Annotated in this window: 15 protein-coding genes; 12 read left to right on the top strand and 3 right to left on the bottom strand. The window is 45.9% G+C overall.

Annotated features, from left to right (window positions below; genetic code table 11):
- Nucleotides 1-129 precede the first annotated feature (129 nt).
- Entirely contained in the window at nt 130-777 is a 648-nt protein-coding gene (locus BN162_RS08980) for an HAD family hydrolase (RefSeq protein WP_020224756.1), read from the top strand.
- On the opposite strand, the gene BN162_RS08975 is transcribed toward BN162_RS08980, so the two are convergent.
- Nucleotides 769-2787, bottom strand: coding sequence for a BglG family transcription antiterminator (locus tag BN162_RS08975; protein WP_020224755.1), 2019 nt, complete (start codon nt 2785-2787; stop codon nt 769-771). The two genes, BN162_RS08980 and BN162_RS08975, sit on opposite strands and share 9 nt — an antisense overlap.
- 198 nt (nt 2788-2985) lie before the next feature.
- Here BN162_RS08975 and BN162_RS08970 point away from each other — a divergent pair, with 198 nt between their 5' ends.
- The 10 genes from BN162_RS08970 to BN162_RS08925 all read left to right on the top strand — a co-directional run bounded on the left by BN162_RS08970 (nt 2986) and on the right by BN162_RS08925 (nt 11748).
- The gene (locus BN162_RS08970; protein ID WP_020224754.1) at nt 2986-3297 is read left to right on the top strand and encodes a PTS sugar transporter subunit IIB; all 312 of its coding nucleotides are present in this window, start codon (nt 2986-2988) and stop codon (nt 3295-3297) included.
- Nucleotides 3298-3317: 20 nt separating this feature from the next.
- Nucleotides 3318-4601 (top strand): PTS transporter subunit IIC, encoded by a 1284-nt coding sequence (locus tag BN162_RS08965; RefSeq protein ID WP_020224753.1) that lies wholly within the window; start codon nt 3318-3320, stop codon nt 4599-4601.
- Nucleotides 4602-4659: 58 nt separating this feature from the next.
- Nucleotides 4660-5136 (top strand): hypothetical protein, encoded by a 477-nt coding sequence (locus BN162_RS08960; protein WP_020224752.1) that lies wholly within the window; start codon nt 4660-4662, stop codon nt 5134-5136.
- The gene (locus BN162_RS08955; RefSeq protein WP_020224751.1) at nt 5133-5597 is read left to right on the top strand and encodes a PTS sugar transporter subunit IIA; all 465 of its coding nucleotides are present in this window, start codon (nt 5133-5135) and stop codon (nt 5595-5597) included. Before BN162_RS08960 ends, BN162_RS08955 begins: the two co-directional genes overlap by 4 nt.
- On the top strand, nt 5588-6394 hold the full coding sequence (locus BN162_RS08950; protein ID WP_020224750.1) for a BtpA/SgcQ family protein: 807 nt from the start codon (nt 5588-5590) through the stop codon (nt 6392-6394). The genes BN162_RS08955 and BN162_RS08950 overlap by 10 nt, the downstream gene beginning before the upstream one ends.
- The gene (locus BN162_RS17890) at nt 6394-7020 is read left to right on the top strand and encodes a beta/alpha barrel domain-containing protein (protein WP_020224749.1); all 627 of its coding nucleotides are present in this window, start codon (nt 6394-6396) and stop codon (nt 7018-7020) included. Before BN162_RS08950 ends, BN162_RS17890 begins: the two co-directional genes overlap by 1 nt.
- Nucleotides 7021-7280: 260 nt before the next feature.
- Nucleotides 7281-7505 (top strand): preprotein translocase subunit SecG, encoded by a 225-nt coding sequence (secG, locus tag BN162_RS08940; RefSeq protein WP_006057619.1) that lies wholly within the window; start codon nt 7281-7283, stop codon nt 7503-7505.
- Nucleotides 7506-7560: 55 nt separating this feature from the next.
- Nucleotides 7561-9813 (top strand): ribonuclease R, encoded by a 2253-nt coding sequence (rnr, locus tag BN162_RS08935; protein WP_020224748.1) that lies wholly within the window; start codon nt 7561-7563, stop codon nt 9811-9813.
- A 12-nt stretch (nt 9814-9825) separates the two neighbouring features.
- Nucleotides 9826-10281, top strand: a complete 456-nt coding sequence (gene smpB, locus BN162_RS08930) for an SsrA-binding protein SmpB (protein ID WP_020224747.1) — start codon at nt 9826-9828, stop codon at nt 10279-10281.
- Between the two features lie 585 nt (nt 10282-10866).
- On the top strand, nt 10867-11748 hold the full coding sequence (locus BN162_RS08925; protein WP_167540012.1) for a hypothetical protein: 882 nt from the start codon (nt 10867-10869) through the stop codon (nt 11746-11748).
- Nucleotides 11749-11967: 219 nt separating this feature from the next.
- Here the strand turns inward: BN162_RS08925 and BN162_RS08915 are convergent, their stop codons facing one another.
- Nucleotides 11968-13842 carry a DUF2207 domain-containing protein gene (locus tag BN162_RS08915; protein WP_020224744.1) on the bottom strand — a complete coding sequence of 625 codons (1875 nt, stop codon included), beginning with the start codon at nt 13840-13842 and terminating at the stop codon, nt 11968-11970.
- A 90-nt stretch (nt 13843-13932) separates the two neighbouring features.
- The gene (locus BN162_RS08910; RefSeq protein ID WP_020224743.1) at nt 13933-14484 is read right to left on the bottom strand and encodes a LemA family protein; all 552 of its coding nucleotides are present in this window, start codon (nt 14482-14484) and stop codon (nt 13933-13935) included.
- Between the two features lie 454 nt (nt 14485-14938).
- Between BN162_RS08910 and BN162_RS08905 the strand changes: the two genes are divergently transcribed.
- Nucleotides 14939-16597, top strand: a complete 1659-nt coding sequence (locus tag BN162_RS08905) for a Na/Pi cotransporter family protein (protein ID WP_020224742.1) — start codon at nt 14939-14941, stop codon at nt 16595-16597.
- Nucleotides 16598-16703 lie beyond the last annotated feature (106 nt).

Genomic DNA, 16703 nt, shown 5'->3' with positions numbered 1-16703 from the left:
ATAAGAAAGACAGACCTGAATTTGGGTTTGTCTTTTTTTCTTGTTAAAAATTTGTTTGTCATTGCTTGACAGTCTGATCCTGTTTAGGTTTAAATGAAAGCAGGAAATGATTGAAAGCGGAGGAGAAAGATGATAAAAGGGATAATCTTTGACTGTGATGGCGTATTAACGGATACGGAACCTAAGTTTACAAAAGGGATGATGGATCATCTGCATGCCTTGGGGATTCAGGCGGATCCGCAGGACTTGGAAACATTTTGCGGCATGACGCTGCGGCGCTCTTGCGAGGAAGTGATGAAGCGATACAAGATTGATCAGCTTGATCTTGATCAGTTTATCGAAGATGAACAGCGCTGTTATGACCGCTATTTTCAAGATGATCAGATGTTTCCTATGCCGGGATTAATTGAGTTTTTGGATTTTCTTCAAAAACAAGGAATTCAGCTGGCGGTCGCCACTTCTTCCAGTACAGCTTACATTCAGCACCTGTTGGACTTGTTTCAGATCAAAGACCGGTTTTCTGTCGTGGTTGCTGGGGATCAGGTGGAAAACGGAAAACCAGCCCCGGATATTTATTATAAAGCTATGGCTGAATTAGGACTGCCCGGTAGTGTGTTAGCCGTTATTGAAGATTCTGAAAATGGAATTGCCGCGGCAAAAAAAGCCGGTCTTTACACGATCGGCTTCAAGGCTTCCGAGATTGTTCAGAATACAGCGCAGGCAGATGTTGAAGTCAGGGATTATGCTGAACTTATGCAGCTGAAAAACTTATTCTGAAGGGTACATAATCTGTTTCTCAAAATAAGTCAGAATTGCTTCGGAGTCCGCAGATTTCATCATAACGCTGAAATCTGGCCGGCGCAATAACGTCATTAAGCGAATCAAGATATTGGCATATTCCGGTGTGTCATAAACCGCACACGCAAGAATGATGGAGACTGGACTGTATTGATGATTGCCGAAAGCAACCGGCTGTTTTAAACGAAGCAGTGAGATCGCAGGCTCGATGACACCATCTTGAGGTGAGGCGTGGGCTAAGGCAATTCCCGGAGCGATGACAATATAAGGACCATATTTTATCACCAAATCAATCATCTGCTGCAGATAATTGACGGTGATTTTTTTCTGCCAGAGAAGCAACTCACCGGCTGCAATAATCCCCTCTTTCCAATCTGTAATTTCTTTGTCAAGCAGTATTCTTTCGCTGGAAAAGAGCTTGAGAAACATTGTTTTTTCATTGAGTGTGATGGATAAAGAGAAGGTGGAAAGGCGGGACTGATCAGAAAGGGAAATCTTTCGTTTTCCTTCCAGCGTGTTTAAAAATGCTCGGATCTCAGTCAGATCTGTTTCTGTAAGCAGGACGCTGACTGTAAGCGAAGGAACCGGAAGTGAATCCAGCGGTACAGTTGAAATAATCAAGTCGATATTTTTATTCTTAATCATTTCAGCCGCTTTATGCGCCGGACAAATATCCACCAGCTGAACATGGAAATACTTTGTGATCTGCATGGCTAGAAAATTTCCTGTTGCCATGCCGCTGCTGCAGGTAATCAAAATATTCGGAACATAATGATTCAGCTTCCCGCGTTCCATTGAGGCTAAGATGTGCATTAGGATATAAGCTGTTTCGTTGTCACTCAGCGAAATATTTAATCCGTTTTCCAGAATATAAATATTTTGTTTTATGATTGCGAAATCTTTCGCATATCGGTTCTGGGTTTCCAGAAGATAGGGATTCTCCAGCTTTTTTCCTGATTGAAGCCGGTGACAGCACGCTGAAATGTGAGCGCACAAGTATTCTAGCAGCAGAGAATCGCTGAGGAAATCCATTTTATAAGAGAAGGAAACATTCTGCAGAAATTCTTTAATGATCATGGCAAAAAGAACGGAATCCTGAGGCGTGGAGTTTATTTTCAGTACGATATCCATATCCTTCAGCGTTTTGATAAAAAACGCAGTTTCAGCTGAAATCCAATTTACCTTGGATTTCAGCGTATCACCGACGGCTTGAGAAAAACGAACTAAGGATAAAGGAAATTCTGAGGTCTGGATGTCCTGAGCCTGATGTCCGGTCTGAATTCTGCCTATTTGGAAAATCAAGATGAACAGAATGCGGTAAAAATCCGCATCTGAGATTTCTAAATCCAGCATAACTTCCGTCTGTTTAATACAGGCCTCAGCCAGAGATCGATATTTGATGATCTTTAATATATTCGTTATATAAAGTGTGCAGGGATTGATCGGCTGAGCGGCAAAACATTCTTCATAGTCCCAGTCAGGAAGCAAAGAATCAAGTAAAAAGGTCCGTTTATCATTTTCAGGACCTACGAACCAGAGACCGTCCTGCGTACTTTTGAGAAAGTGGGTATGATAAGCCTTGCTTTTAAGCTTAATCGCCTGCAGATCATTGATAATTGTATTCCGGCTGACACAGAGCAGCTCTTTTAATGTATCGTTTTTAACAGGCGTTTCTGAACAGATCAGAAGGCAGAGTAGAATAAATTGCCGTTCGCGGCCTGACAGACGATATTCGTAGAAGGTCAGCGAGTTCATGGAAGCAATAATATAACTGCGCTGTGCTGAGGTTCCTGTAAATCGAAATTCCTTTCCGTCAAAAAGAAGTGTTTCGCAGACTCCAAGGGATGTCAGATAATCAAAAAGTTCTTCACTGTAATTATAAATTGTTCGCTTTGAAACACCGAAGGCTTCAGAGATCTCAGTGAGTCTGAGCGGTCTTTCGGGTGTCGTTATGATTTTTTTTAGTAATGCATAAATTTGCTTATTCATAATTTTCTCTTATTTTAACATGCTCTAATTATACCATAAAATGTTTACAAACCTGAATCCAAAAGGCTTCTGAAAAGGTTGAAGCATTTTGTTTGGGAAAGAAGGAAAAGCAGGATTTTGGACTGTTCAAACAAGCTGAGGTCGTTTATGATGAAATCATGATCTAAGCTTAGTTTCATAAATCCGTATAGGAGGTGGATGAATTTGAAAATAAAGGCCTTGATAGCCTGCGGAGGCGGAATTGCAACCTCAACCTTTGCCGCAGAAGAAATTAAACGAATTGCGAAAGAACTCGGTGTGGATATCGAAATTGTCAAATCCCGGATCGTGGATGTTCCGGCGATGGCAAAAGATTTTGATATTTGCTTTGTCACTTCTGGATATTCCCAGGTGATCGACTGTCCGCTGGTTCGGGTTAACGGTCTGATCACCGGCATCAATGAAGAAGCGACCACTGCGGAAATTCAGACAGCACTGCTTCAGGTTAACCAAAAACTGAACGATCAGTAGCGATCGTTAGGGAGGGAAAAATGCAGATCATTAATTCAGTCATCCAATTTATCATGGACTTAGGCGGAGCGATTTTCCTGCCGTTTATGATTACCATTCTAGGGTTATTCTTTAGGATCAAATTCTTTGATTCATTCCGCAATGGTTTGCGGATTGGAGCCGGATTTTTAGGAATTACTGTGATTTTGGAGATGTTATGTAACAGTTTAAATCCAGCGGTGGAGTTCTATGCGGGCATGGGCAGCGGTTTTACGGTCATTGATATTGGCTGGGAAGGCATTGCTGCAATTGCTTGGTCTACACCGTTTGCTTTGATCATCGTACCCATTTGTCTTGTTCTGAATTATTTCCTGATTCGTATTCGCTTTACGAAAACAATGGATGTGGACATCTGGAATTATTTCCATGTGATTCTGGGGGCAGCGATGGCGTACTACATTGCTCAGCTAGGTGGAATGAGCGCTGCGGTTTCGATTGGACTGGCGATGCTGGTTGCGATTGGCACATTCGTCGCAATCCTGAAAATGGCCGACTGGATCGCGCCGCACTGGCAGAAACATTATAATTTGCCAGGTACAACCTGCTGTAACAATGATGCTTTTCAAATTTGGGCCATTGATTATGCGGTTTGCTGGATTCTGGATAAGATTCCGGGAATTAACAAAATTAACCTGGATGCTAAATGGTTCAGCGATAAGTTTGGTTCCTTAGGTGAAACCTCAGTTTTAACCTTCTTTGTCGGAATCCTCATTTCCCTGATTACTCGTCAGGATTTATCAACAATGTTAACGATGAGCGTAACTTTGTCCGCTGCCATTGTTATTCTGCCGCGGATGGTCAGTCTGCTGATGGAAGGTCTGAATCCGATCTCCACGGCAGCCCGTAAAATGTTCAAGCAGAAGCTGGGAGCTGAATACGATATTTACATTGGAATGGACGAAGCTCTCTGTTTGGGAGATGAAAGCGGAATTCAATGCGCTGCCATCATGATTCCGATTGGTTTGGCAGTCGCCTTTCTGCCAGGTGTGAATTTCTTCCCAATCGCCAGTCTGGGATCCATGGTCTATACGACTTGTATGTGTTCACTCTTTGCGCGCGGGGATATCTTCAAAACCGTGATTGCTTCTACGGTCAACTGTATTTATTCTTATCAAATCCTAAGTTGGATGGCACCGTTGGTAACAAAGCTGGCTGTCAATACAGGCTATATCTCGAATGCTGCCACATTAGTAACGGGCTCCAGCGTTGAAGAATTTCATAGTGTGATTCTGGCCTTGATCAGTAAGCTTCTGGGGATTTGGTAAAAGGAAGAATTTTGAGAATTAATAGCTAAACGGCTTTTTAAGAATTAGAGGGATAACGATGAAAACCTATTATGTCAGAGAAAGTGTTAGAAAGATTTACTTAGGTGTCGGAGTGGGGAGTGTAATGTTATTATCATTATTACTGATCCTGCATCCAACCCTGTTTCATTCAGTGGTTCTGAATCTGTGGTTTTACGGAATAGCGATTGGGATGAGTGGACTGCATCTGTTTCGAGCTAAGACTTGTAAGCTTCGCATTGAGGATGAGGAACTCTATTTCTACAATGGGCTGTTAGATACCAAGCACATCCCATTTAATAAAATCCTCAGAATCGAATACAATCCGGAGATCCGCATTCGCATCTACATGCAGCGCAAAGATACCGTATATCGAATTCCCAACGTCTTTAGCCGTGAAGATACGGAAGAAATTTTCCGTACCCTCAGGAAAAAGCGGAAACAGATTCTTATTGAGCGCATTGAGAAGCCAGGGAAGTCTATTCAAATTTCAGAAAATTGTGAGCGTGTAAAATGAGTCAGATATTTGTAATTGAGGGAACTGCTGAAACATGGCAGGAAGCATTGCGGCAGACAGCCCAGAAGCTATTGGAAATGAAGTGCGTCAAACCTGATTTTTATGCCAGCTGTGCTGCACGGGAAGAAAGTTTCCCGACGGGACTGACGGCATCCTGTCCGATCGCAATCCCGCATACAAGCAAGGAATATGTGCTGCAGCAGGCTGTCTGTGTTTTGCGGTTAGAGCATCCAGTAAAATTTCGCAGTATGGAAAATGTGGATCTGCAGGTTGAGGTTCGGTATGTCATGAACTTAGCGCTTCAGGATGATCAGGAACATATTCGCATTGTTTCGCAGATCATCCGCAATCTTAAAGATAAACATTTTATTGAAGCCATGGATGCTCTGGATGCGGAGTCTTTAAGCCAGTTTTTAAATGTAAAATTTCTAAAGGGAGGGAATGAAAAAGAATGGGAATAAAAGAAGTGTTCAAAACGACAAAACCAGTCATTGGCATGATGCATTTAATGGCTCTGCCTACCGATCCGAAATATGATCCGCAGGGAGGAATACAGAAAGTGCTGAATCGGGCACGGACTGATTTGCAGGCTTTGCAGGAAGGCGGGATTGATGCAATTCTGTTCTGCAATGAATATTCGATTCCCTATTTAAGCGACGTTCATCCGGTAACCATTGCCTGCATGGCGCGGATCATTGGCGAACTGATGAGTGAAATTCATGTGCCTTTCGGTGTGGATGTTGCTGCCGATCCTATGAAAACATATGACCTGGCAGCGGCCGTAGGCGCAGACTTTATTCGGGAGACCTTGTGCGGAGCTTATGCTGGAAATGATGGGATTTCAGATGTGCGCATGGGTGAAATTGAACGGCATCGCATCGAGGTAGGGTGTCGGGATATTGTGACCTTGGCAACGTTGGTTCCGGAAGGAGCACGTCAGCTTGCTGAACGTTCGATTGAGGAAGTAGCCAAGACAGTTACATTCTCTTTAGCGCCAAGTGCATTGCTGGTCTACGGTTCAACGGCGGGATCATCCATTGATGGTTCATTAGTCAGCCGGGCAAAAACGGCCACAGAGATCCCGATTTTTGCCAGCAATGGCGTCCGTGCTGATACGATTGAAGATATTTTATCACTTGCGGATGGCTGCGTTGTCGGAACCTGGATGAAGCAGGAAGGAAAGTTCTATAATCCTGTTGACTCCACGCGAGTGGCAGAACTGATGGGAAAAGCAAAAGCAGTTCGGGGCGATCTCTAATGCGGATCAGTCCGTCGCTGGCCTCAGCGGATCTTCTGCATATGGCAGAGGAAATAGAGTTTGCGGATCGTTATTTTAACGAAATTCATCTTGATATCGAGGATGGAGTTGTTGTTTCAGGAATAACCTTTGGCACCAAGATGTGCCGACGTATCTGTGAATACTCTCATTCCTCGGTAAAATCAATTCATCTTGAAGTATTGAATCCCATGGATTATCTGACCGAGATTCAAAGCTGCCAGCCAACGATCGTATTTATTCAGCTTTCACATCTGAAACATCCTGACAGGGTAGTTAATGCCTTCAAAAAAGCCGGACTGCGTGTCGGAATTAGTCTGAATGCTGTCGATAGAACGAGCGAACATTTAGCTGAACTGCTGAACCTGACCGATCATTTTCTCATAGCAACAGCTTTTCCAGAGGATCCCAAACAGAAATATCAGAAAGTGATGGAAGAATTTGCACTGCAGCTTGCTGAGAATCATGAACGGAAAATATGGATTGACGGCGGCGCTACGGCTGAAATCATTCATCGGCTGTCGCATTCACCCATTGCCGCTGTGGTCGCAGGCCGGGCTGTATTTGAAGACAAAGATCAGGCAGTACGTCAATTTTGTCTGGAATAAGAAAATTCTGTCAATAAAAGAATGGAAAACAAATACGGTATTCTGTGGAAGACAGAGTACCGTGTTTGTCATAGGGATGAGTTAGGTTAGAAAGTCTGATTCTGGTCAAGAATAAGATCGGCTAACGAAAAAGATTCTCTGTTAACGAAGAGTGAATTTTGGAATTTGAGGGATTTCATCAGGATGACTGCGGAACTGTTTGCAATTTGACTATTCCTTTGTTATAATAGAAAAGCGATAAATCTGAAAGGAGGATTAAGATGCTTGATATCTTATTGATGGTGGTGTCCGTGATTTTAATACTTCTTTCTCTGTTACAAAGTGGAAAATCAGACGGGATCAGCGGTGCTTTTACAGGGAGCGGCGGATTAAATCTGTTTGCCAATGTAAAAGAGAGAGGACCGGAGAAGATTATTTCGAATGCCACACTGGTTGTCGGAATTTTGTTCTTCGTGCTGGTCATTGTGATTAGAGTACTGAACTAACGGCCGTCAACAGCGGCCTTTTTTCATATTAATTAAAGAAATTCGAGGTGAAGTTATGGAACAAACAGACATAAAACAACAAATAGAAACAATGATTGCGGACGAGCAGTATCGGCCGCTAAGTTTAGCTCAGCTGCAGGAAACGCTGGGCTTATCAACAACTGAAGAATTCATTGCGATGAATAAAGCGGTCAATGAACTGGCCGAGCAGTATGTGATTGTCTTCAGCCAGAAAGGAAATCTGATGCCAGCGAAAATGGGTGGCTATTACCGCGGCGTCCTGTCTGTGAATCGAAAGGGATTTGGCTTTCTGGATCTGGAAAATGAGAACAGCATTCATATCACGGAGGCCAATCTGCATGGTGCGATGAATGGGGATCTGGCGATTGTAAAAAAATTACCATCCTTTTACGGCAGTGACGAAGGTGAAGTGATCCGCGTTCTGCAGCATAAAACCAATACACTGGTGGGAACCTTTTTCAGTTCTGTGGGCAAAGGCCTGCAGCTGAAACTGGATGATGAACGGATTAAAGCCCGGCTGATCGTTAAGAACTGGCAGGCGTTTAAAATGGTCAGCGGTACCAAGGCCTTATTAAAGGTCCTGCGCTACGGCGATCCGATGGAACTGGAAATCGTTCAGCTGTTAGGGCATATTGATGATCCGGGCGTTGATATCCTGTCGGTGCTGCTGGAATATGATATTGATCCGCAGTTTCCAGAGGAAGTCATGGAACAGGCGCAGAAAACTCCGGCACGGGTTACGCCGAAGGACAAAGAGGGCCGGCGCGACTGCACCGCAAAAACAATCATTACGATCGACGGTGAAGATTCCAAAGATCTTGACGATGCGGTTTGCGTGGAAAAGATAGATGGAGGATACCGGCTGGGTGTCCACATTGCGGATGTTTCTCATTATGTGCCGGAAAACAGTCCGCTGGATCTGGAAGCGCTGAAGCGTGGCACATCAACTTACGTCGTCGACCGGGTTGTGCCGATGCTTCCGCATTTATTGTCCAACGGCATCTGTTCGCTGAATCCGAAGGTGCTGCGGCTAACGCTGTCCTGCGAAATGGAGATCAGTGAAAGTGGAGAGATTCTTAACTATGAGATCTTTCCTTCCTATATTAAGACAGCCGAACGGATGACTTATACCGCGGTGAATGCTATTCTGGAAGGCGAGGAAGAAACCTGCCGGAAATACAAAAAACTGGTTAATATGATCGGACTTATGCGGGATTGTTCACGGGCGATACGTCAACGCCGCCATGCCGCCGGGGCGATTGATTTTGAAACCCCGGAGGCGAAAATCATCCTAAATCCCCAAGGCAAGATTGAGGAAATTCAGGTGCGCGAGCGAAAAGAAGCGGAAATGTTGATCGAAGACTTCATGGTCTGTGCTAATGAATGCGTTGCCCGGCACTTAAAGTGGCTTGAAGTACCAGCTTTATATCGGGTTCACGAAGCCCCAGAGCCGAAAAAGCTGCGGGATTTCGCCAAAATTGTCTTGTTGATGGGCAAGCGCTTCAAAGGCAGTGTGGAACAAATCCGCCCGCTGCAGCTGCAGCAGCTTCTGGACTCCTTTAAGGAGGATCCGGCATATCCGGTAATTTCAACCATGATGCTTCGCAGTATGCAGAAGGCCAAATATGATCCGCGCTGCCTGGGACATTTTGGTCTGGCTTTAGAGGAGTACACACACTTCACATCCCCGATTCGCCGTTATCCGGATTTAATCGTACACCGGATGCTGCATAAGTATTGCTTTGGCTTAGCCTTTGATCCGGAAGTGATGAAACAGGATGAGCTGAAGATGGAGGAATACGGCAAACTGACCTCTGAACGGGAACGGGCCGCGATTGAAGCGGAACGTGAAGTAGAGGACATGAAGAAAGCGGAATACATGGAGGATCAGGTCGGAAAAATTGCCGAGGGCGTGATCAGCGGCGTAACCAAGTTTGGTTTCTTTGTTGAACTGGAAAACACGGTGGAAGGTCTGGTTCACGTGCAGAAGCTGACGGATGATTACTATCATTACGATCCCGATACATTAAGCTTAAAGGGCGAACGGACGAAAAAGATCTACCGCTTGGGACAGCGCGTAAAAATCAAAGTCACCGGTGCCAGCAAGCTTCATCAGGAAATCGACTTCGATCTGGTTCGCCCGCGTAAGGAAAAACGGGAAGCCGTGGTACCGGCCGCAAAGAAAACCGGTTATCGCAAAGATTCGAGTCGGCCTGCCGAAAGCATTCCTGTGAAAAACAAACGCCGCCGTTCTCATCGGCGGAAACCCAAACCCACCCAAGCATAAGGAGGAATCACGATGAGCGGTGAAAAAATCATTGCCGTCAACCGCAAGGCGTCCCATGACTATGCGTTAGAGGAACGCTTTGAAGCCGGACTGGTTCTGACCGGCACCGAAATCAAGTCGATCCGACAGGGCAAAGCTCAGTTCAAAGATGCCTATATCAGTATCATCAGCGGAGAAGCCTGGATTAAGGAAATGCATATTGCTGCCTATGATCATGGCAACCAGTTCAATCATGATGAAACGCGGGAACGAAAGCTGCTGCTGCATAAAATGGAGATCGTAAAGCTTCAACAGAAAGTGAAGCTTAAAGGCTATACAATCGTTCCGGTCAAGCTGTATTTAAAAAATGGCCGGGCTAAAATGGAGATTGCTCTGGCCAAGGGCAAAGCGTTGTATGACAAGCGCGAAGACGCGAAGCTGAAAGATGCAAAGCGGGAGATGGAAAAAGCGATGAAAGCACGGTGGTAAGCCGTGTTTTTTTGATATAATAAAAGCAGGAAAAGGAGTTAAGAACAATGGCGTGAAATCGGTCGTAGGCGGAAGGACTGTGTTCCTTTTCAAAAGAATAAGAAAATGAACCGCATCCAATTCCGTTATGTTCCTTTAAGCCGGGCTGATTTATTGCTGACGATGTATCGCCGGTGCTTTGGGTTGTGTTCTTGCAGCTGCTGTTCATACTGTTTGCTTGCTTTGTCAAGGAGATGGGATTGGAAGCTGCTGAGATTTTTTCCCAGGAGATGCACCTTTAACTCTGTATCTTAACAAATGGGCTGATACAAGGCCTCCTATGTGGTTTGTTGTATGTTGTAAGTCTGCGGCAATCCCCGGCGCTGATGGTGATCATCAGGATGCCTGCGGTCATTCTAAGCTTGGTGATTGAAGCGCGGATTTATGCTTAGGCTTTTCAAGGATCAAACATACTTGCAGTAAATTCGTCTGGCCCAGGTTTCCAATTTGGTCAGCGGCAGTCTGAAAGCAGCGCCGAGGATGCTGGAAAGCGGTATGTTTATTCATTGGATGCGTCAGGCAATCGGAAGGAAAGAAGGCGGAGAAATGCGAGGAAAGCGGAAGCACTTTGGATGGTTTGCTGTGATGCTGGGTCTGCTGTTGTTTGCGGCAGCAGGGATGAAAGCCAGTGCGGATATGGGGCCGAAGTCTGAACTGGTTGTCGTCGTCAGAAATCCGCCGCAGGAACATTACATTGTATCGCTGATGTTTCAGACGGATGCCGCATGTCTGCCGATGCGGGAGAAGGCTGCTTCTGAGCTGACTTCCTTCATGGTAAAACAGCTTGATCAGGAATATGCGGGCTGGTACAGTGTGACCCAAGTAAGCTGTCAGAAAATACCGCGAATGATTGTCGGCGATCTTCAGGGACAGGCGATCGGGCCAATCCGGCTGCATCGCTTCATGAATATGGCGATCACGCAGCCTTACAAACTGATGATCGTAACGGAAAGCGGGCATGTCTGGATCAGCGATCCGATCTTTCAGCAGACTATGCAGCTGAAGGTAACCGTCGATTATGCGACGGGGAAGTTAACGGTGCCGCCGCAGGCTGAGGCCTATTTTTTTCAATATTTGTCTACCTTGTTGCTGACCTTGCTTGTTGAAGGCGCAGTCCTGATTAAAAAGGGATTTTCCCTGCGGGAAAATGCAAAGGTATTTGTGCTGACTAACGGACTGACTCAAGGCTTGATGACATTGTGGATGCTGGTGTGCATGAACAATATGAACTTAATGCTGGCGATCGTCCTTCAGGGAATCATTGAATTGCCCATCGTTCTGATCGAAGTGTGGATCTATCGCCGTTGGCTGAAAGGACAGACAAAAGAGGATCGCACAGTCCTTGCCGTGGATGCTAATTTGGCTAGCTGGACATTGGGAATGGGCATCATGCTGGCGGAGAGTCTGCTGATTCGATTGTTATTCTAAAGCGAATAAGAAATGAAAAAAGCTGTGGGACAGATTTGATATCCAAGATCCACAGCTTTTTTTATATTCAAGTTGTTCATAAACAAAACAGGCTCAGCTTGGAAATTCATGGTTTTCCCATTTCTGCAAAATGGATGATCAAGACATTCTGTTTTTAAGAATTTGACCTGAAGTTTATACAGAAAGATCATTTCACCGTTGGATTGAGCCAAAATGTTTTTACCAGCTGCTGCCGGAAGTGCCGCCAAAGCCGCCGCCGGTAAAGCCGCCCCCACCGCCTCCGCCGAAGCTGCCGCCATGCGGACCGGAACTGGAAGAAACCGGTGCGGAAGTCATAGCCTGCTGGAAGGAGTTCATCGTTCGATCCAGCCGGCTGATCATATACCATGTTGTCCAGCCATCCGGGCCATAATACCAGGTCGGTGGTTCGATTGTCAGGCCGCGGAAATGTTCCGACCAGATATCGGTTAATCCCATCGCATAGGCATAGGGCAGAATGGAATAAAAGTAAGTCGGATCGTCCTGAACCAACATGGCCAGACGGTCCTTTTCTGCATACAGAATGAAATTCCGCAGACCCAAAACCTTACCGGTTAAACGCTGACCGCGCTCAGTCCGTTTTTTCATGAAGACAGCGCAGCCAGCACTGATTAAGGTGCAGAGCACCAGGAATATTGGAACGATCCAGCCCTGATTTGCCCAGATAAAGGCCACTGTCAGCATTCCTGCCCAGAAAAGGGTGAAGAGGCTCATCCCCAAAAGCATCCCAAACTTGAAGCCGCCGCTGCAGCTGTGCCAGCGCCGCTGAAGCAGGCATCCCATTACAATCGCCGCGATCATCAGTAAATAGGGGATGATCAGAAAAACAATCGCAGCCCCGCTGAATTCGACAGCATAGACCTGTAGGGCAGCCAGAACCGCGGCCGGCAGCGGAGCCAGGAATGCAACAACAACCTGCAAGGTGGAAGATATCCGGGTAAATAACCGTTTCTCCGGCAGATTGTAATACGCTGAGAAATCCTGAATCGCCTGATTGAGATGCGTGTAGAATTTCTCTTCCAGTTCTTTGGTCGTGACGCTGTCACGATTCTTAAATAATGCATTGAACAACCGCAGCTGCGCAACTGGAGCTGTTTCCGGCAGGGATTGAAGCTTATTGAGCTTTAATGTCTTATCCTGATCTTCAATCGATAAGTAACCGCGGTTGGCCCAGTCCAGGATCAAGGACAAAACTTCCCGGTTCTGAATCGTTCCATTTAAGATGAATCCGACTTCTGTACTGGAAATTCCTTCCGGTGCACTGAATTCCACCGGAATGATCAGCGTCTCATCTTTTCCCCATTTCAACAGACACAGAATGCTGAGCAGGGTGGTAAAACCGCCAAGCAGAGCTAAAGGCAAAGCATAATTGGCAGCTTTGGGAAAGGTGAAATACTGATCCGGCAGATCCAGCTTCACGGTTATCCCTTCAAAGGGCTGCAGGGTGGATAAGGTTTCACCGCTGAAAGTCGTGCCTTCCTGCTGGAATTGAAACTGATCCTGCGGCAGATCGGAATAGAAGTAAAGCTGATCGGCATCGAAGGCTTTCGGCATCGTCACCCGGAAGGTTACTTTCTTAATCGTCGTATCCCAGTTTACCGAAATCAGGTTCCAGTAGAAACTCTGGATCCCACCCAGCTTCAGATCCCGGGTATGCACCTGATAGCGGATCTTATAGCTTTCTGAAGACTGGGCATAGGTATCCGCGCTGCCTAAACGGAGATTATAGTAATCATCCTCATCGCTGATCTGAACTTCGTGGCCGGATAACACCTCGATGTGATCGATCGGATACACGTAGCTGCGGTTAACAACCTTATCCCCAATGGCCCAGGTGACATTGCGGTAACGCTTGGGAAGGGTGAGATTTAAGCCGTGGCGGCGCTGCTGAAACTGAACGTCTAAGGTTTCAGTGACGGTATAGACGCCGTCTTCACTCACCTCAATTTGAATGTCGTAATGCTCGATCGTAAAGCTTTCCTGAGCGTGAACGGGCTGTAAGCCCACAAAAAGCAGAAACAACGTCAGGACGCTGAACAAAATTCGTTTTTTCATAAGTTTACTCCTTGATTTCTATGCCAAGGGCACAGACGTAACTTTTGTCATTGCATTTTTGGTGAAAAAAATATCGCAGCGAGCGATATTTCAGAAAGAAACTTTGACGTTTTCGCGCTGAGCTTCATCTTTGACGACAAACAGCGGCATTTTCTTAAAACCGCAGATCCCAGCGATCAAATTGCTTGGAATGGTTTCAGTGCGGGTATTGAAGGCTTTGACCACGCCGTTGTAATACTTGCGGGCGTTGGCGATTTCCCCTTCCATGTCTTTGAGCTGACGCTGTAAGTCGATGAAGTTGGTGTTGGCTTTCAGATCCGGATAGCCTTCTGAAATGGCCAATAACCGTCCCAATAAGCCGGAAAGATTCTGTTCCTGGGCAATTTTTTCATCCATAGAATGAGCGTTCATAGCCAGACTGCGTGCGGAAACGACTTTTTCCAGTGTTTCTTTTTCATGTGCAGCATAGCCTTTGACCGTTTCCACTAAGTTTGGAATCAAATCATAGCGCTTGACCAGATACACGTCCATGGTAGAAAAGGCTTCTTCTACTTTATTCTTTAATGAAACAAACCCGTTGTAGGTCGCGATAAACCAGATGATCAGCACCGCGAGTACGACCAGTAAAATAATCCACATCATGTGTCAATTCCTCCTCTGTTGTCCCATGAGGGCTTGATCTTATTATAGCATAGCTTGCGGCAGAACATTCCTGTCGGGACTGCGTTTTAAGAATTCTGAAAGAAGTCGGAACCGCTGTGCTGATTTTGAATGAAACAGGAAATAGAGCGGAGAAGGATTGTTGATTCCAAAGTTTTGCGGCAGTCAGATTAAACCGGAAGGATTCAGCTCAGACTCTAAACAGCGCTGGTGCAGGGATAAGGCTGATTGCATGGACTGATTTACCAAGGAAATTGAAACGTTTTGTTTTTTCTTTCCTTGTGAGTCTGTAAGTATTGGGCGGCCAATGAACCTCGATAAAGCGAAAAATTCAGGAATTTGCGGCATTCGGAGTAAGATTAACAGAATTTTAACAGAAACTTAACAGTCTTTTTCTTTATTTCTTGGTATCTTTACCCTTGAGAGGAGTGGAAGGATGACATTGCAGGATATACAGTGGGATATGATCTTGGGCGGCTTTGGGCTGTTCTTATTTGGCATCAAATTTATGGGGGATGGTTTGAAAAGTCTGGCAGGGGATAAACTGCGGGATTACATTGATAAATATACATCCAAACCGCTGATGGCGATTTTGATCGGTGCTTTAGTTACGATCATGATTCAGTCCAGTTCAGCAACAACCGCGATTACGATTGGTTTGGTCCGAGCCGGCTTAATGCGGTTAGAACAGGCGGCAGGGATTGTCATGGGGGCAAATATCGGCACGACGGTCACCGCTTTTTTAATCGGTTTGAAAGTGGAGCAGTTTGCGTTGTTCTTCGTCTTTGCGGGCGGCGTGGTGATTTCTTTTGCTAAGCGAAAAAAGAGCCGGACGATCGGTGAAATTGTGATGGGCTTCGGCTTGTTGTTCTACGGGCTGCGGATTATGGGGGATTCGCTTTCCATGCTTAAGGATATGCCGGAGTTCATTGCTTTTGCCGAGATGATGGGTCGTCAGCCGATTCTGGCCTTGTTAGCCGGCACGGTGCTGACCGCTTTAATTCAGGGCTCAGCGGCGACGATTGGGGTGGTTCAGAAGCTGGTGGAAGCGGGGGCGATGTCGCTGTCCGCAGCATTGCCGTTTGTTTTCGGCTCCAATATCGGTACGACGATTACCGGGGTGTTCGCAGCAATTGGCGGCAGCTTGGCAGCCAAACGAACGGCTGGTTTACATACGCTGTTTAATGTGATTGGGACGCTGATCGGCATGCTTCTTCTGCAGCCCTATATTCTGTTGATCACAGAATTATCAAAGCTGCTGAACATTGCCCCGATGATGCAGATCGCGGTCGCGCATATCTTGTTCAATGTCGGGGCGACGATTCTGTTCTTCCCGTTCTTAAAACAGATGTGCCAGCTTGTTAAAAAACTGATTCCTGGACAGGAACCGGAGCGGCTGGATATTAAAATTGATGATCTGGATGAGAAGATCATCCATGAACTGCCTGCTTCTGCTTTGGAGCTTGTCCACAAATCTATCTTTAAGATGGTCGATGTTGTCAGCAAGACGGTACGGGAAGCCCAGCAATACTTTATCAAAGGTACGGACGAGGAAGACCATGAGATGATTCTGCAGTCTGAGGCGCTGATCAACAGTTTTGATACCAAGATTACGCAGTATTTGATGCAGATCTCAAAGGAAAACTTGTCAGACAGGGAAGTGGCCGATCTGAATCTCAACCTGCAGGTGATTAAGAATTTGGAACGCATCGGCGACTTGACGGTGAATCTTGTCGAGTTCTTTGAGATGGTCAATGAGGATCAGTCCGCGTTTTCCGCCGGCGCAAAAGAAGAAGTCATGCAGATGTTTGATCTGTTCGATCATATGCTGGCCCAGTCGGTAAAAGTCTATGAATCGCAGGATTACACGCTGTATTCGGCCCTGCTGGAAGATGAAAACTATATGGATTTGCTGGAGTATAAAGCTCGCCAGAATCATTTTGAACGGATGAGCCGGCAGGAGTGCAGCTCGGCCGTCGCCGGTTCGGTATTCTGCGATATTCTGGGGAATCTTGAACGAATGGCGGATCATACCTGCAACATCGCCCGCTGTGCGGTGGAATCGACAGGATTGGAAACTCCGGAAAAGCATTGATGGACCTGGATGTTTTTTGCCCGCGGACAAAGCGCCCAGATCGATTTGTAAAAAGGGAATCAAGCTGGCGGAACAGACGATAGCACACAGCCGGAAAACAACTCAA

Origin of the sequence: Holdemania massiliensis AP2 (genome assembly GCF_000327285.1) — a bacterium.
GTDB classification, from domain to species: domain Bacteria; phylum Bacillota_I; class Bacilli_A; order Erysipelotrichales; family Erysipelotrichaceae; genus Holdemania; species Holdemania massiliensis.
Note: the sequence above shows the minus strand (reverse complement) of the source record. Positions and strands in the feature narration are given on the sequence as shown.

Excerpts from the sequence above, each read along its gene's own strand:
- BN162_RS08980 (WP_020224756.1), top strand. The coding sequence starts at position 130 with ATGATAAAAGGGATAATCTTTGACTGTGATGGCGTATTAACGGATACG.
- BN162_RS08975 (WP_020224755.1), bottom strand. The coding sequence starts at position 2,787 with ATGAATAAGCAAATTTATGCATTACTAAAAAAAATCATAACGACACCC.
- BN162_RS08970 (WP_020224754.1), top strand. The coding sequence starts at position 2,986 with ATGAATTTGAAAATAAAGGCCTTGATAGCCTGCGGAGGCGGAATTGCA.
- BN162_RS08965 (WP_020224753.1), top strand. The coding sequence starts at position 3,318 with ATGCAGATCATTAATTCAGTCATCCAATTTATCATGGACTTAGGCGGA.
- BN162_RS08960 (WP_020224752.1), top strand. The coding sequence starts at position 4,660 with ATGAAAACCTATTATGTCAGAGAAAGTGTTAGAAAGATTTACTTAGGT.
- BN162_RS08955 (WP_020224751.1), top strand. The coding sequence starts at position 5,133 with ATGAGTCAGATATTTGTAATTGAGGGAACTGCTGAAACATGGCAGGAA.
- BN162_RS08950 (WP_020224750.1), top strand. The coding sequence starts at position 5,588 with ATGGGAATAAAAGAAGTGTTCAAAACGACAAAACCAGTCATTGGCATG.
- BN162_RS17890 (WP_020224749.1), top strand. The coding sequence starts at position 6,394 with ATGCGGATCAGTCCGTCGCTGGCCTCAGCGGATCTTCTGCATATGGCA.
- secG (WP_006057619.1), top strand. The coding sequence starts at position 7,281 with ATGCTTGATATCTTATTGATGGTGGTGTCCGTGATTTTAATACTTCTT.
- rnr (WP_020224748.1), top strand. The coding sequence starts at position 7,561 with ATGGAACAAACAGACATAAAACAACAAATAGAAACAATGATTGCGGAC.
- smpB (WP_020224747.1), top strand. The coding sequence starts at position 9,826 with ATGAGCGGTGAAAAAATCATTGCCGTCAACCGCAAGGCGTCCCATGAC.
- BN162_RS08925 (WP_167540012.1), top strand. The coding sequence starts at position 10,867 with ATGCGAGGAAAGCGGAAGCACTTTGGATGGTTTGCTGTGATGCTGGGT.
- BN162_RS08915 (WP_020224744.1), bottom strand. The coding sequence starts at position 13,842 with ATGAAAAAACGAATTTTGTTCAGCGTCCTGACGTTGTTTCTGCTTTTT.
- BN162_RS08910 (WP_020224743.1), bottom strand. The coding sequence starts at position 14,484 with ATGATGTGGATTATTTTACTGGTCGTACTCGCGGTGCTGATCATCTGG.
- BN162_RS08905 (WP_020224742.1), top strand. The coding sequence starts at position 14,939 with ATGACATTGCAGGATATACAGTGGGATATGATCTTGGGCGGCTTTGGG.